The sequence below is a fragment of the Moellerella wisconsensis genome, assembly GCF_022592395.1.
In the GTDB taxonomy this organism is placed as follows: domain Bacteria; phylum Pseudomonadota; class Gammaproteobacteria; order Enterobacterales; family Enterobacteriaceae; genus Moellerella; species Moellerella wisconsensis.
The window spans coordinates 2,720,589-2,736,582 of record NZ_CP093242.1 but is presented as its reverse complement, the minus strand read 5'-3'; the positions used below and the strand labels follow the sequence as shown (position 1 = coordinate 2,736,582).

Genomic DNA, 15,994 nt, shown 5'->3' with positions numbered 1-15,994 from the left:
CGTCTAGGCGGTCACCTTATTTTAGTGTATTTATTTTAGTGTAATAGATATTCCAATAATAATTATCCGCGGCGCATTAAATGGCTTAGAAAGCCGCTCCCTTTTTCGAGGCTGTCTATCTAACTCAATTCCAAATTCCTTCACTAATCCATCTCGAACTGAACGATAACCGAACGCCACATCTCGAACTGAACGATAACTGAACGCCACATCTTTTGCTGAAAAGATAGTAAAAGTCAGCGAATAGTGATCAATTTCAGGATTTCAAGCGCAAGTTTCTCGTGCATTTGGCGGATAGGAATATTACTGTAAAAGTCACTGTTGTGACGGGAGAAATTCAATGATTGATAATTTTGGACAAGGACTCAATGCTTCCATTTATGCCACTGAAAAATTTTATTGTGTAGAAACATTATCTGGACATGGATTACTTATTGACGATAATTTAGTGAGCCCGATCTATTTTACCAAACAGGTCGCAGATGCCGAGTTCGGTCATGCCATTCGGCATGCATTATCCTTAAGTCGCCTGGTAGATCCCAAAGATCCTGATTTTTTTAATCATGATCAGATTGAGAAGCGATATAAATTATGGATTGCTGAAGCCATGGACATGTGGGGCTATAAAAACCGCAAAGCGTTATTTACAAAGATGCACACTTGTACGGTTAAGTTATTGAATAATGAAATAAAGATTATGCCATGGTCACACGAAAAGCTCGAAGCATGGGGCTCGCAGGGAATGAAGGAAGAGGATGATATTATTTTGCCTTCCAGTGTGTCAGATGAGGCGTTAGGAGCTGCCGTCAAAAAAGCCTTTTTACGCTGCAGAAATTATGTTTAATCTAACGCGGTAAATCTTTTTATCTCGCAGTGTTCGATTAAAGGTGAGCGTTTAAACGCTCACCTTACTGAATGTAAATCAATTTATGAGCAGAATTAACTGCACAAGCCACTTTAGCCGCTCCCACTTTAGCCGCTCCCTTTTTCGAGGCTGTCTAACTCAATTCCAAATTCCTTCACTAACCCATCTCTAACTGAACCCCACATCTTTTGCTGAAAAGATAGTAAAAGTCAGCGAATAGTGATCAATTTCAGGATTTCAAGCGCAAGTTTCTCGTGCATTTGGCGGAAAGGAATATTACTGTAAAAGTCACTGTTGTGGCGGGAGAAACTCAATGATTGATAATTTTGGACAAGGACTCAATGCTGCTATTTATGCCACTGAAAAATTTTATTGCATAGAAACAACATCTGGGTATCGATTACTGGTTAGCGATAATTTAGTGAGCCCGATCTATTTTACCAAACAGGTCGCAGATGCCGAGTTCGGTCATGCCATTCGGCATGCATTATCCTTAAGCCGCCTGGTAGACCCCAAAGACCCTGATTTTTTTCATCGTGATAAGGTTGCGGTGCTATATAAAATATGGATTGCTGAAGCCATGGACATGTGGGGCTATAAAAACCGCAAAGCATTATTTAAAAAGATGCACACTTGTAAAGTTAAGTTATTGAATAATGAAATAAAGGTTATGCCATGGTCACACGAAAAGCTCGAAGCATGGGGTGGGCAGGGAATGAAGGAAGAGGATAATATTATTTTGCCTTCCAGTGTGTCAGATGAGATGTTCGGATCTGCCGTCAAAAAAGCCTTTTTACGCTGCAGAAATTATGTTTAATCTAACGCGGTAAATCTTTTTTTCTATTAGTTTTCGATTAAAGGTGAGCGTCTAGGCGGTCACCTTATTTTAGTGTATTTATTTTAGTGTAATAGATATTCCAATAATAATTATCCGCGGCGCATTAAATGGCTTAGAAAGCCGCTCCCTTTTTCGAGGCTGTCTATCTAACTCAATTCCAAATTCCTTCACTAATCCATCTCGAACTGAACGATAACCGAACGCCACATCTCGAACTGAACGATAACTGAACGCCACATCTTTTGCTGAAAAGATAGTAAAAGTCAGCGAATAGTGATCAATTTCAGGATCTCAAGCGCAAGTTTCTCGTGCATTTGGCGGATAGGACGATTACTGTAAAAGTCACTGTTGTGACGGGAGAAATTCAATGATTGATAATTTTGGACAAGGACTCAATGCTTCCATTTATGCCACTGAAAAATTTTATTGCATAAAAACATCATCTGGGCATGGATTACTGGTTAGCGATAATTTAGTGAGCCCGATCTATTTTACCAAACAGGTCGCAGATGCCGAGTTCGGTCATGCCATTCGGCATGCATTATCCTTAAGTCGTCTGGTAGACCCCAAAGATCCTGATTTTTTTAATCATGATCAGATTGCGGTGCGATATAAATTATGGATTGCTGAAGCCATGGACATGTGGAGCTATAAAAACCGCAAAGCATTATTTAAAAAGATGCATTTTTGTTCAATTAAGTCGTTGAATAATGAAATAAAGGTTACACCATGCTCACACGAAAAGCTCGAAGCATGGGGTGGGCAGGGAATGAAGGAAGAGGATGATATTATTTTGCCTTCCAGTGTGTCAGATGAGATGTTCGGATCTGCAGTCAAAAAAGCCTTTTTACGCTGCAGAAATTATGTTTAATCTAACGCGGTAAATATTTTCATCTATCAGTGTTCGATTAAAGGTGAGCGTTTAAACGCTCACCTTACTGAATGTAAATCAATTTATGAGTCATCGCTGATACAGAATTAACTGCACAAGCCACTTTAGCCGCTCCCTTTTTCGAGGCTGTCTATCTAACTCAATTCCAAATTCCTTCACTAACCCATCTCGAACTGAACGATAACCGAACGCCACATTTTTGGCGAAAAGATAGTAAAAGTCAGCGAATAGTGATCAATTTCAGGATTTCAAGCGCAAGTTTCTCGTGCATTTGGCGGATAGGACGATTACTGTAAAAGTCACTGTTGTGGCGGGAGAAACTCAATGATTGATAATTTTGGACAAGGACTCAATGCTTCCATTTATGCCACTGAAAAATTTTATTGCATAAAAACATCATCTGGGCATGGATTACTGGTTAGCGATAATTTAGTGAGCCCGATCTATTTTACCAAACAGGTCGCAGATGCCGAGTTCGGTCATGCCATTCGGCATGCATTATCCTTAAGTCGTCTGGTAGACCCCAAAGATCCTGATTTTTTTAATCATGATCAGATTGCGGTGCGATATAAATTATGGATTGCTGAAGCCATGGACATGTGGAGCTATAAAAACCGCAAAGCATTATTTAAAAAGATGCATTTTTGTTCAATTAAGTCGTTGAATAATGAAATAAAGGTTACACCATGTTCACACGAAAAGCTCGAATCATGGGGCTCGCAGGGAATGAAGAAAGAGGATAATATTATTTTGCCTTCCAGTGTGTCAGATGAGATGTTCGGAGCTGCAGTCAAAAAAGCCTTTTTACGCTGCAGAAATTATGTTTAATCTAACGCGGTAAATCTTTTTTTCTATTAGTTTTCGATTAAAGGTGAGCGTCTAGGCGGTCACCTTAGGGAATGTAAATCAATTTATGAGTCATCGCTGATACAGAATTAACTGCACAAGCCACTTTAGCCGCTCCCTTTTTCGAGGCTGTCTATCTAACTCAATTCCAAATTCCTTCACTAACCCATCTCGAACTGAACGATAACCGAACGCCACATTTTTGGCGAAAAGATAGTAAAAGTCAGCGAATAGTGATCAATTTCAGGATTTCAAGCGCAAGTTTCTCGTGCATTTGGCGGATAGGACGATTACTGTAAAAGTCACTGTTGTGGCGGGAGAAACTCAATGATTGATAATTTTGGACAAGGACTCAATACTGCTATTTATGCCACTGAAAAATTTTATTGCATAAAAACAACATCTGGACATGGATTACTGGTTAGCGATAATTTAGTGGCTCCGATCTATTTTACCAAACAGGTCGCAGATGCTGAGTTCGGTCATGCCATTCGGCATGCATTATCCTTAAGCCGCCTGGTAGACCCCAAAGACCCTGATTTTTTTCATCGTGATAAGGTTGCGGTGCGATATAAATTATGGATTGCTGAAGCTATGGACATGTGGGGCTATAAAAACCGCAAAGCATTATTTAAAAAGATGCACACTTGTAAAGTTAAGTTATTGAATAATGAAATAAAGGTTATGCCATGGTCACACGAAAAGCTCGAAGCATGGGGTGGGCAGGGAATGAAGGAAGAGGATAATATTATTTTGCCTTCCAGTGTGTCAGATGAGGCGTTCGGAGCTACAGTCAAAAAAGCCTTTTTACGTTGCAGAAATTATGTTTAATCTAACGCGGTAAATCTTTTTATCTATCAGTGTTCGATTAAAGGTGCTCAGCTCCATTCATCCAACCCAATGAAATCCTTAAAAAATAAACCCAAGGTAACACCAGATCCGCAAGGTGCCTCAGGGTACTATAAGTATGAAGCTGTCGAATTAGAAATTATTTATAATCCTACCACTGGGCAAATAGGTCATATTCAGCCAATTAAAACAAAATAAGGAAACTCTAAAATGGATATATGGGCACTGTTAGAAAATGAATTAATTCAGTACCGAGAATTAACGGCTCAGATTAGGCGAAAATTAATGCTGTATGAAACTGAATGTCTAGAGTTAATTTCACAAATTAATGGCAGAAAATTTGATGATTGCCAAGATATATTTGACTCGTTATATAATATTCAACAAAAAATAGCTACTGCTTTATATAAATATGAGTTTCCTTTAAATGAAAATTTAGCAAATTTCGTATATCATTTTGACCGAGATGACGTTTATTCAAGAAAATATTGGTATAAAAAAATTAATGAAGGATTAACATGGCCTAAAGAGTAATCTAATAAAATTGAGTTTTAAATAGCAAAACAAAATAAAAATTCAAAATAAATAGAATAGATATTATTTAAAAGCAATTATTAAGATTTGAATCCTAAGTGTACGATGATAAAAAGCTATCTCAATGATATTTCAAGTTATATTATGGCTAGCTTATTTATCTTTATCTAAATAAATTAAACTAGAATAGTAAAATTTCAATGTGAACCGATCTAACCTTCAGATAAAATTAAATAAATACGACCCTATAAATCTTTTTATCTATTAGTTTTCGATTAAAGGTGAGCGTCTAGGCGGTCACCTTATTTTAGTGTAATAGATATTCCAATAATAATTATCCGCGGCGCATTAAATGGCTTAGAAAGCCGCTCCCTTTTTCGAGGCTGTCTAACTCAATTTTAAATTCCTTCACTAATCCATCTCGAACTGAACGATAACCGAACGCCACATCTTTTGCTGAAAAGATAGTAAAAGTCAGCGAATAGTGATCAATTTCAGGATTTCAAGCGCAAGTTTCTCGTGCATTTGGCGGATAGGACGATTACTGTAAAAGTCACTGTTGTGACGGGAGAAATTCAATGATTGATAATTTTGGACAAGGACTCAATGCTTCCATTTATGCCACTGAAAAATTTTATTGCATAAAAACATCATCTGGATATCGATTACTGGTTAGCGATAATTTAGTGAGCCCGATCTATTTTACCAAACAGGTCGCAGATGCCGAGTTCGGTCATGCCATTCGGCATGCATTATCCTTAAGCCGCCTGGTAGACCCCAAAGATCCTGATTTTTTTCATCGTGATAAGGTTGCGGTGCGATATAAAATATGGATTGCTGAAGCCATGGACATGTGGGGCTATAAAAACCGCAAAGCATTATTTAAAAAGATGCACACTTGTAAAGTTAAGTTATTGAATAATGAAATAAAGGTTATGCCATGGTCACACGAAAAGCTCGAAGCATGGGGTGGGCAGGGAATGAAGGAAGAGGATGATATTATTTTGCCTTCCAGTGTGTCAGATGAGGCGTTAGGAGCTGCAGTCAAAAAAGCCTTTTTACGTTGCAGAAATTATGTTTAATCTAACGCGGTAAATCTTTTTATCTATTAGTGTTCGATTAAAGGTGAGCGTCTAGGCGGTCACCTTATTTTAGTGTATTTATTTTAGTGTAATAGATATTCCAATAATAATTATCCGCGGTGCATTAAATGGCTTAGAAAGCCGCTCCCTCTTTAGCCGCTCCCTTTTTCGAGGCTGTCTATCTAACTCAATTCCAAATTCCTTCACTAATCCATCTCGAACTGAACGATAACCGAACGCCACATCTTTTGCTGAAAAGATAGTAAAAGTCAGCGAATAGTGATCAATTTCAGGATTTCAAGCGCAAGTTTCTCGTGCATTTGGCGGATAGGACGATTACTGTAAAAGTCACTGTTGTGACGGGAGAAATTCAATGATTGATAATTTTGGACAAGGACTCAATGCTTCCATTTATGCCACTGAAAAATTTTATTGCATAAAAACAACATCTGGACATGGATTACTGGTTAGCGATAATTTAGTGAGCCCGATCTATTTTACCAAACAGGTCGCAGATGCCGAGTTCGGTCATGCCATTCGGCATGCATTATCCTTAAGTCGCCTGGTAGACCCCAAAGATCCTGATTTTTTTCATCGTGATAAGGTTGCGGTGCGATATAAATTATGGATTGCTGAAGCCATGGACATGTGGGGCTATAAAAACCGCAAAGCATTATTTAAAAAAATGCATTTTTGTTCAATTAAGTCGTTGAATAATGAAATAAAGGTTACACCATGTTCACACGAAAAGCTCGAAGCATGGGGTGGGCAGGGAATGAAGGAAGAGGATAATATTATTTTGCCTTCCAGTGTGTCAGATGAGATGTTCGGATCTGCAGTCAAAAAAGCTTTTTTACGCTGCAGAAATTATGTTTAATCTAACGCGATAAATCTTTTTATCTATCAGTGTTCGATTAAAGGTGAGCGTTTAAACGCTCACCTTACTGAATGTAAATCAATTTATGAGTCATCGCTGATACAGAATTAACTGCACAAGCCACTTTAGCCGCTCCCTCTTTAGCCGCTCCCTTTTTCGAGGCTGTCTATCTAACTCAATTCCAAATTCCAAATTCCTTTACTAACCCATCTCTAACCGAACGCCACATCTTTTGCTGAAAAGATAGTAAAAGTCAGCGAATAGTGATCAATTTCAGGATCTCAAGCGCAAGTTTCTCGTGCATTTGGCGGATAGCGGGCTGTGTATTTACCGGAAAACCCGGCGGAGTCTATAGCGGAGCCGAAGCGGCTGAAACCACCTTTCGGTATAATTATCTATCTCACCATCAAGACGGGTTAAAAAATAGAGAGCTCGCAGCCGAAACGAATGACTTCAAAAAAGCACTGATTGCGATGAAATGGCTCTACATCGATATAGACCAAGATGTTGCTTTTGGTACAGGCATGATAGGCGGTATACCTGCTGGGTTATATGAAACAATTGATAGTTTAGCCCATCTAGCCAGTGATCCTAAAGAGTGATCCTAAAGAGACTTATGCAGCCATAAGGACCGTTCTGCGAAGCGATGATATTTTGGGAATTATGACTGATGCTGTCAGGCAGTCATATATTTCACGTTTTAATAAAATGGAAGCTGAATACCAAAAAGCAGGTACGGAAGGCGCATTCAAAGCAGGGGGTGAAGGGGATAAGTTAATTTTTGATATTGCGGGTACGTTTGCGGGAGATGTAGGTATTGCTAAGGGGGGGATCTGGTAGAGAAAGTTTCAGTAAAAATGGCGGAACAATTTGGCAAAAAAATATGGGTGGAATGGTGATCTCGTTGATGTCATCAAAATACCTGATGGAAAAATGACTAGCATGGATAACACAAGAATTAGTACTGCTAGGGGAGCGGGTATAAAAGTTGAAGCCAATGTAAGAAATTTTAACGATCCATTACCAAAAGATATGGTTGATTCAGGACGTTTTGGTTCTGCTAAAACATGGGGTAAAGCTGTTCTGCGCAACTAAATCAGGACACTTTTCTTAAGGAATTTTGTTCATACTCAATGGGGGGCAGATCACCGTTGGCAGTATGAAGCCTTTCTAGGTTGTAATAGCGCATATACGCGATAACATCTTCTTTCATCTGTTTCCGAGTCGGCTGTGGGATTTTCAGTACCCAATCGTGTTTTAAACTGCCAAAAAATCGTTCAACAACGGCGTTATCCCAACAAGCTCCGACATCGCCCATACTGGCTCGAATACCATAACTTGTCAGTAAGTGACGATATCGCTTACTCGTATATTGAGAGCCTCTATCACTATGAAAGACTAAGCCTTTTTCGGGCTGGCGTAAGTTATACGCTTTCATCAAGGCTTTACTGACTAAATCTGCCGCCATTCGTTTATCGATGTGCCAACCCACAATACGGCGTGAGTATAAGTCCATCACGATGGCTAAATACATCCAGCCTTCCCCTGTTTTTAAATAGGTCACATCACCCGCCCACACTTCGTTAGGTGCGTGAGGATTAAAATTTTGATTGAGCAAATTATCGGCTACGGCATCACTGTGTTTGCGTTTTGTGGTGACTTTGTAAGCAACGCGCTGAGTGACGACTAGGTCAAGCTGAGCCATTAGCTTTTGAACGCCATAAGCACTCACGCTAAAGCCCTCTTTGCATAACCGTTTACGTAACGTTCTATAACCTAAGCTATTTCGACTCTGTTCAAAGATAGCTTTGGCTCTGCGGTACAGGCTAAGTTGTTCTGCGGTGATCAATTTTGCTGGGCGTTTAAGCCAAGCATAGTAGGCAGAACGACTTATTTTCATTAACTTGCAGAGCTTCAGCACGGGAAACTGTGAAGATAATTGCTTAATCGTTTTAAACGCTACTTGGTTTCCTTTAGCAGGAGGGCGCTGGCTTTTTTTAGGATCTCTTTCTCCATCCTAAGTTCTTTATTTTCTTTTCGAAGCCTTAATAGCTCAGCTCTCTCATCGGCATTCAAGCTGCTACCGGATTGTTCAGCATCGAATTTTGCTTTCCAGTTATAAAGTAATTTATCGGTGATCCCTAATGAAGCTGCCGCTTTTGGGACGCTATAACCTTGTTCGGTGACTAATGCGACCGCTTCTTGCTTAAACTCAGTAGTATAAAATCTGTTTGTTCGTTTTTTCATTTAACACCTCAATAATTGGATTATATTCCATTATTAAAGTGTCCTGTTTGATTAAAGCAGATCAAGCTATCACAGAAATAATTAATAGCCAAAGTCGAGATTTTAGTAAAAATAATCTTAATAGCTCATCCTATTCTCCAATAATAACAGGGAAGGATAAATAAATGTTCAAAAGAACAAATATGTATAAAAACTACTTACATTTTGGTTTTTCTTTTCCTGATAGCTTTATTGATTATGTATCAGGTGATGAATTGGAAGATCTAGAACCATGGTGGTTATTTTGTTGTGCTCAAAACTATGTCGATTTTTGGTGTGAAAAAGTAAGAGAGCTTTATCCCGAACGAAAATTGATCCCCTTTGCGAACAGACGTTATTCTGACGATATTGTTTGTTTTGATGGTGATGATACATCAGGAGAGCTAAGAATCTACTACGTTCATGCCTTTGCTTTGGCAGGTTGGGAAGACAGAGGTTACGTTGATAGCTTTAATGAATGGTTAAAAATGGCAAATCTTGAGTCAATTAGCTATAAAGCTGAAATGGCTGAAGGCTAGAGATGATGATTCCTGAATAAATTGGTAAGGAATATTGTGGGTTAACCAAATCCCATTAATCGACCCTATAAATATTTTCATCTATCAGTGTTCAATTTAAGGTGAGCGTCTAGGCGGTCACCTTATTTTAGTGTAATAGATATTCCAATAATAATTGTTTATCTAAATCATTATGCCCAAATAATCACAGCTAAATAATCACGGTAAAGAAACCAATTCTTCGCGGGTTAATCCAGTATTTTTAATAAGCAGTTCAAGGTTAACCCCGCTTTTTAGCAGGTTACGGACTATCTCTATTTGACGTTGATGTACACGTAATCTTTCTTGTGCAATACCTAATTCAATACCTTGTGCAATACCTAGCTGTAATCCCTCTTGGCGACCTTTATCTTGTAAGCGCTGTGCAATATTCACGGTAACCTCCTTATGTTTATCTGCCTGCTCAAATTCATCGGGTATTTAGACGGTATTGGCTGTTGATCAGGGTAATATTGCATAATAATTAGACAGCACATAGGTGATATCGGCGCTTCGGATCACCTCTTTGGCTTGTTAATATCGCCGTGTTGTAAAAGCTATTGATATTGGACGTAAAATCGCGGGCGCCAATATTGCAGGCAGGATCCTCGCTGATATTTAGGACAATTTACAGAGATGCCTGGATGCCTTTATTACTTTTATTGCAACGATAGATATTGCATCGATTGCCATAACAAAGATAGAAACATGGCTCAAAATTCTCACCGCGTGGGATCTGATGCTTGACGTGGCTAAAAGAGCGCAACGCTGAATGAAAGTAAAGTTAGGGGTAAGCATAGTCAGTGATGATAACTCAAGTGCTGCCTGAGGCGATCAATAGTGATTTAGCCGAACGATCTTAAATAGGGCATGACATCTAGCATTATAATTCAATAAATATGCGTTAACTTGGTTATTATCATAACCCTTTCAATGTCATATAACGAAATTAAGCTTAAAAAATAGTTAAGTTTCTCAAAGTTATATGGGTTGCTGCCTAGACTTCACATTCATTAGCTCGCAGTGCATACCTCGTTAGCGTTGTTCATTATATCTCTAACAAAGTATCCGGAATGCTTAGACTATTACAGCTGGCTTATCTCGTTTTCTCCGGAAAGCAAACTAACAACCACAGCACTCGAAACAGTTGGGGAAATCTAACCGATGTATTCAATTAACAAATGAAAACTGTGCTAGCAATTACGATAATATGAAAATGTATTCAGCAGCATGAACGGAGAAAGTGGCAGAAGTTAGCCATCAAAAAATTATTTTTATAGCTGATTAATTTATAGAAATAACTGAAAAAATTAAGAGTTATTAAATTATCATTGTTCGAACCACTATCAAGTACAGGTACCACTAAATATAGTCGATAGAGTAATGATTAATATGTTGGCATTTTTTAAATGTGTTAGTCACGGTAGGACAATCACTTCAGATTAAACATAGCATTCAAGAACAACTTAGATAGAGCTCATTATTAACATGGAAATATATGATTTAGACTTTATCTATATCTTATCGTTGACTAAGCATCTAGCTATAAATCATTTGTATTCTTTATGTATGGATGAGTGAGGTCTGCTTTAACATTCTCATACCATAATAGTGTTTATTTTAACTAAAGAAAAAGAATAAGAATGAGAGGTTGGTTATGTAATGTAATACAAAAGAACAATTATCACGCTTAAGTAAAGCTAAGGAAAAAATTAATCTTAAATAGCAAAACACACTTTAAGTGTTTTTATTTTAATTATTTATATTATTAACTCCCCCATTGATAAGAAATACCTTTAGATAAAAACGCGCAAAAGGAGTGTGTATATTTTCTAATGCTATAATGTGTAACAATTTATTTTATATATAGGTAATAAATAGAAAATATTAATTTAATTAGCTGATTGAGGAATAAAATTATCATCTAACGAGTAAAATATAAAAAACCTTATTAATCAATGAGTTTCTTTTTTAAATCCAGTAATTTCACTTACAATCACATCAAAATTATCGATTGACTATCTCTGACTGATAGAATCTGACTATCATATATCGTCAATTTAATCGGAATAAACTTCTTTAACCAGATTTAGATAAGCGTTAGATTATACTCAATCAATGAGTATTAAATTATTTACAATCCATTTTATTTAAATTTTAATAATTAATTTAAAAGAGAGATTCTTTTATGGTTTCACAAGAAAAAGATTGTTTTGAGAGAATTAACTCTGAAGCTGGTGAGTTTATAAGAATGATCCGAATACAAAAAGGTTTAAGTGGTACTGAACTTGGTAAATTAATAGGAGTAAGCCAGCAGCAAATCTCACGGTATGAAAGAGGATATAATACCTTATCATTATCAGATTTTGCATTTATATTATCAGTAATGAATGTATCATTGTTAGACTTTATTTCATACTCATCATTTTTCAAATCTGATGGATGTAATGTCGTACCAAAAAATTACATGTTATAAAATTAATACTTTGCTAGGAATAACATTAACTCAAACAACAATATTGGAATTATCTTAAATATAATTTTTAATTAATTATTTTAAAATAAAGCATTCTAACTGACATCTTAACTCTATAAGTAATGATGGGGTGATTTGTTGAGTTTTTATGTATTAGAAAGTGTTTTTTATAAAACGCTTTCTAATACAGATAGCATTATCTGTATTGAGTAATTAAATAATCTTAATTTTATTAGATCAAATTATAATTAAACTTTAAACTTTGATAGGAAATAGTATGAAATTAAATAAAGCTATGACTGTATTAGCTGCGGCTATGTTAACAACATCATTTGCTTCACTTGCAGATGTAAATACAGGAACAGTAACTTTTAAAGGTGAAATTCGTGATACTCCTTGTAATCTAGATGCAGGTCAAGGTGGTACAGCAACTGTTGTTGATTTTGGACAGTTATCTCTAAGCCAATTAAATGATGGCGATTCAAAATACAAAAATTTTGATCTGAATCTGAAAGGCTGTACTTTGAGTTCTATTGATAATACAGATCCAGAGAACCCAGTAACAGTAACTAAAACTGCAACTATTACCTTTGATGGCGTAAGCAAAATTGCAGGTCAAAACCTTTTAGCAACTACAGGTAGTGCTGCAAACGTTGCTGTGGGTATCAAAGACATTACTTTTGGAACCCCATCTGCACTGAATCTACGTGATGGTGATAATACATTAACTTACTCTGCCTTCGTTAAGAAAGCAGGTGCTGATGCTGTAACAGCAGGTGATTTCACAACTATCTCTACTTTCGAAATCGCATACCAGTAAGTTGTACGGGCTCCTTCATTATTATGTGAAGGAGCCTATAATCTGAAAAATTAATATTATGAAAAACTTGCTGATTATTACCCTGTTATTCTCATCTATTTTTAGTATGCCGGTCTTTGCTACAATGAATTGGGGACAGGCAACAGTAAAAGGTGAGATATTAGTTTCTGGTTGTTCAATTCAGTTAACAAATAAAGATCAAATTATTGATTTTGGTGCTTATGCCTTAAGCAAGTTAGATGAAAATATAATAAAAAAACCATTTAAAATAATTTTAAAAAATTGTCAATTATCAAATTCTTATCTTGATGATAAAAAATCCCCTATAAGAATAAAATTTACCGGTCCAGCAACTAATAATTTTAATGGCTTTAAATTTAATGATGCTGATGGTTTAGCTATTTATATATTAAGTGGGAGTGATATTGTGAAGCCTAATCAGTATTACCCAATTTATAATTTAAAAAGAGTATCTGGCGAAACAAAATCAATTAATGAACAACACCTAAACTTTTTATCTGAAGTTATTGTTGCTGATAAGCTAAGGCCTCAATTAGGAGAATTTTCAAGTATCATTACGTTTGATATCGATTACTACTAATTTAATGAGTATTTATGATGTTATCAATAAAAGAAAAAATAACTGTATTTATGGTATCGATGCTTTGTTTATCAAAAACATCTTACTCTGTAGAGTTTAATACCGATATACTTAATAGCGAAGATAAAGCTAATATTGACGTATCAAGATTTAAAAACCCTAATTTTATTCTACCGGGAACGTATTTTTTTAACATCATTATTAATAATACTCAATTAACTCAGTCTACAGTTCCTATTCAAATTATTGGTGACAGCAAAGATGCATCTGTAAGTGATGTATGTATTGATAAGTCTTACATTAATAGTTTAGGGATTAAAGAAAAGTATATTGATGAATTAACCTATTGGAATAATGGACAGTGCATTGACTTCTCTGTATTAAAAGGGGTTAGTGTTATACCTAATTTACCTGAAGGAATAGTAACGCTAAATATACCACAATTATACTTGGAGTATATGGATAATAACTGGTTACCAAAATCATTATGGGATGAAGGTATTAATGGCTTATTATTAGATTATAATGCAAACTATCAATACAGTGACCAAGATAGCCTAAAACATCAGATTGCATCTATTAGCGGATATATAGGTGCTAATCTAGGTGCATGGCGTTTACGTAGTGAATACTATGGTAATTATCAAAAACAAGTTTCTAATGGACAAACTTCGACAATTCGTAGTTTTTTATTTAATGCGATTTATTTATATAGAAATATAAAAGAATTAAATTCCAAATTAGTAATAGGTGAAAGTACAACACCGTCACAAATTTTAGAGCCTATTAAATTCACTGGATTATCATTATTTACTAATGATTCTATGCTGCCGCCAAGATTACGTGGATATGCACCTGAAATTACAGGTATAGCTAAAACTAACGCACGTGTTGTTATCACACAACTCGGACGTGTGCTGTACGATGGAAATGTGCCAGCTGGACCTTTTAAAATTCAATCACTAAATAGTGGGACTCGCGGTGAGCTCAATGTAAAAATTATTGAGCAAGATGGTAGCGAGCAACAATTTATAGTGAATAGTTCTAATGTACCGTATTTAACTCGTCCAGGGACTACACGATACAATGTATCTGCTGGGCAACCAACAAAAGTTGATCATTCGGTATACCGTGGTGTGTTCTTTTTTAGAGCAGAGGCTTCCCACGGTTTAAATAATAATTGGTCATTAAATGGAGCAACAGATATTAGCCAAGGGTATCAACAGATTTCATTAGGTATTGGTCGCTTTATGAATCAGTTTGGTGCACTTTCTGTGAATATTGCACGTTCATTCACACAATTAGATCACAATAGTCCTTCAGGTAATTCATACAGTGTTAATTACTCGAAAACGTTTGATGATTATGATATGGACTTAACTTTCGCAGGATATCGATTTACTGATAGAAAATATTATACATTATCTCAATATTTAAATTTAAGGGATGATAGAACGGTTGATAATGAAAAAGAACGTTACCAAATAACGCTTTCTAAGCGATTAGGTGAGTTTAATATAAACTTAAATTATCAATTGCAACAATATTGGGATAAAGGTCAGACACATCAATATGGTCTTAATATAGGTAAAAGTGTAAATATTCCTTACTTAAACCTACAAGGAGGAAGTGTTACATTATCAGCAAATAGAAATTATTATCAAAATAAATATGATGACCAAATTAGCTTAATGCTTTCAGTACCATTTGGTAAACAATTTTATACTTTTGATACCATGAAATATAACGATACTTATAATTCACGTGTATCAGTCTCTAACTTAACAGATGATAATGACTATTATAATTTAAGCGCATCAACAAGCTACGGTAAAGATGCTAAAAAACAAAGTACTCTTGCTGGAATGTATGATCTACCGACACGCTATGCATCTATAAATAGTAATATGTCTATATCAGATAAAGGTGATAATAGTTTAGGCTTTGGACTTAATGGTGGCGTGACATTGACGCAATATGGTGTTGCGTTACATAGTTCATCATATTCATCTGCGTCAAGGTTAATGATAGATACAAATAATATTGCTGATGTTCCTTTAAATAATGGTACAACTGTAACTAATAGATTAGGTATTGGTGTTATCCCTAACATGACTAATTATTATAAGAATAGTTACAATGTGGATTTGAGTAAACTACCAGATAATATTGAATCATCAAATACAGTATATGATATAGCATTAACAGAAGGTGCTATTGGATACAGAAAAATAAGTGCAGATAAAGGTTTTAAATTATTTGCAAATATTAAAATGTCCGATAATTCAGGCTCACCGCCATTTGGTTCCCAAGTGTTAAATGAAAAGGGGAGAGAAGTAGGAATAGTTAGTGATAATGGATTAGTTTGGTTAACAGCAGTTCAATCAGAAGAAAAGTTAAATATTAACTGGTCGAATAAAACACAATGTAGTACGACATTACCAATCTTAGATAATGCGACTCAAATTATCTTAATTTGTGAGAAATAGAGA

Annotated in this window: 18 protein-coding genes; 16 read left to right on the top strand and 2 right to left on the bottom strand. The window is 36.0% G+C overall.

Annotated elements, in window-relative coordinates; all coding sequences use genetic code 11:
* The first annotated feature begins 340 nt into the window (after positions 1-340).
* The 11 genes from MNY66_RS12060 to MNY66_RS12010 all read left to right on the top strand — a co-directional run bounded on the left by MNY66_RS12060 (position 341) and on the right by MNY66_RS12010 (position 7,878).
* Entirely contained in the window at positions 341-844 is a 504-nt protein-coding gene (locus MNY66_RS12060; protein WP_241500976.1) for a contact-dependent growth inhibition system immunity protein, read from the top strand.
* A gap of 334 nt (positions 845-1,178) precedes the next feature.
* Positions 1,179-1,682, top strand: coding sequence for a contact-dependent growth inhibition system immunity protein (locus tag MNY66_RS12055; RefSeq protein ID WP_241500975.1), 504 nt, complete (start codon positions 1,179-1,181; stop codon positions 1,680-1,682).
* Positions 1,683-2,070: 388 nt separating this feature from the next.
* Positions 2,071-2,574: a contact-dependent growth inhibition system immunity protein gene (locus MNY66_RS12050; RefSeq protein ID WP_241500974.1), complete on the top strand. Its 504-nt coding sequence runs from the start codon at positions 2,071-2,073 to the stop codon at positions 2,572-2,574.
* Between the two features lie 345 nt (positions 2,575-2,919).
* Positions 2,920-3,423: a contact-dependent growth inhibition system immunity protein gene (locus MNY66_RS12045; RefSeq protein ID WP_241500973.1), complete on the top strand. Its 504-nt coding sequence runs from the start codon at positions 2,920-2,922 to the stop codon at positions 3,421-3,423.
* Between the two features lie 345 nt (positions 3,424-3,768).
* Positions 3,769-4,272, top strand: coding sequence for a contact-dependent growth inhibition system immunity protein (locus MNY66_RS12040; protein ID WP_241500972.1), 504 nt, complete (start codon positions 3,769-3,771; stop codon positions 4,270-4,272).
* 228 nt (positions 4,273-4,500) lie between these two features.
* The gene (locus MNY66_RS12035; protein ID WP_241500971.1) at positions 4,501-4,824 is read left to right on the top strand and encodes a hypothetical protein; all 324 of its coding nucleotides are present in this window, start codon (positions 4,501-4,503) and stop codon (positions 4,822-4,824) included.
* A gap of 578 nt (positions 4,825-5,402) precedes the next feature.
* Positions 5,403-5,906, top strand: a complete 504-nt coding sequence (locus MNY66_RS12030) for a contact-dependent growth inhibition system immunity protein (protein WP_241500970.1) — start codon at positions 5,403-5,405, stop codon at positions 5,904-5,906.
* Positions 5,907-6,279: 373 nt separating this feature from the next.
* Positions 6,280-6,783 (top strand): contact-dependent growth inhibition system immunity protein, encoded by a 504-nt coding sequence (locus MNY66_RS12025; RefSeq protein WP_241500969.1) that lies wholly within the window; start codon positions 6,280-6,282, stop codon positions 6,781-6,783.
* A 263-nt stretch (positions 6,784-7,046) separates the two neighbouring features.
* Positions 7,047-7,385 (top strand): hypothetical protein, encoded by a 339-nt coding sequence (locus tag MNY66_RS12020; RefSeq protein ID WP_047254742.1) that lies wholly within the window; start codon positions 7,047-7,049, stop codon positions 7,383-7,385.
* A gap of 61 nt (positions 7,386-7,446) precedes the next feature.
* Complete coding sequence (locus tag MNY66_RS12015; protein ID WP_241500968.1) at positions 7,447-7,623, top strand: hypothetical protein; 177 nt, start codon at positions 7,447-7,449, stop codon at positions 7,621-7,623.
* Between the two features lie 30 nt (positions 7,624-7,653).
* Positions 7,654-7,878, top strand: coding sequence for a hypothetical protein (locus MNY66_RS12010; protein WP_241500967.1), 225 nt, complete (start codon positions 7,654-7,656; stop codon positions 7,876-7,878).
* A gap of 1 nt (position 7,879) precedes the next feature.
* Here MNY66_RS12010 and MNY66_RS12005 read toward each other — a convergent pair.
* Positions 7,880-9,030 (bottom strand): IS3 family transposase gene (locus MNY66_RS12005; RefSeq protein ID WP_241500966.1). Its coding sequence is split into 2 segments (ribosomal slippage): positions 7,880-8,754 and positions 8,754-9,030, totalling 1,152 coding nucleotides; the frame shifts between segments, so codons are not numbered across the junction.
* Positions 9,031-9,194: 164 nt separating this feature from the next.
* On the opposite strand from MNY66_RS12005, the gene MNY66_RS12000 reads away from it, so the two are divergent.
* Complete coding sequence (locus tag MNY66_RS12000) at positions 9,195-9,587, top strand: SMI1/KNR4 family protein (RefSeq protein ID WP_047254744.1); 393 nt, start codon at positions 9,195-9,197, stop codon at positions 9,585-9,587.
* 198 nt (positions 9,588-9,785) lie between these two features.
* On the opposite strand, the gene MNY66_RS11995 is transcribed toward MNY66_RS12000, so the two are convergent.
* Positions 9,786-10,001 carry an RpnC/YadD family protein gene (locus MNY66_RS11995; RefSeq protein WP_241500965.1) on the bottom strand — a complete coding sequence of 72 codons (216 nt, stop codon included), beginning with the start codon at positions 9,999-10,001 and terminating at the stop codon, positions 9,786-9,788.
* A 1,792-nt stretch (positions 10,002-11,793) separates the two neighbouring features.
* Between MNY66_RS11995 and MNY66_RS11990 the strand changes: the two genes are divergently transcribed.
* From MNY66_RS11990 to MNY66_RS11975, 4 genes are all read left to right on the top strand, one after another.
* A complete protein-coding gene (locus tag MNY66_RS11990; protein WP_241500964.1) occupies positions 11,794-12,081 on the top strand; it encodes a helix-turn-helix domain-containing protein in 288 nt (95 codons plus the stop codon).
* 277 nt (positions 12,082-12,358) lie between these two features.
* Positions 12,359-12,901 (top strand): fimbrial protein, encoded by a 543-nt coding sequence (locus MNY66_RS11985; protein WP_241500963.1) that lies wholly within the window; start codon positions 12,359-12,361, stop codon positions 12,899-12,901.
* A gap of 58 nt (positions 12,902-12,959) precedes the next feature.
* Positions 12,960-13,502, top strand: a complete 543-nt coding sequence (locus MNY66_RS11980) for a fimbrial protein (RefSeq protein WP_241500962.1) — start codon at positions 12,960-12,962, stop codon at positions 13,500-13,502.
* A gap of 14 nt (positions 13,503-13,516) precedes the next feature.
* A complete protein-coding gene (locus tag MNY66_RS11975; protein ID WP_241500961.1) occupies positions 13,517-15,991 on the top strand; it encodes a fimbria/pilus outer membrane usher protein in 2,475 nt (824 codons plus the stop codon).
* The last annotated feature ends 3 nt before the right edge of the window (positions 15,992-15,994 follow it).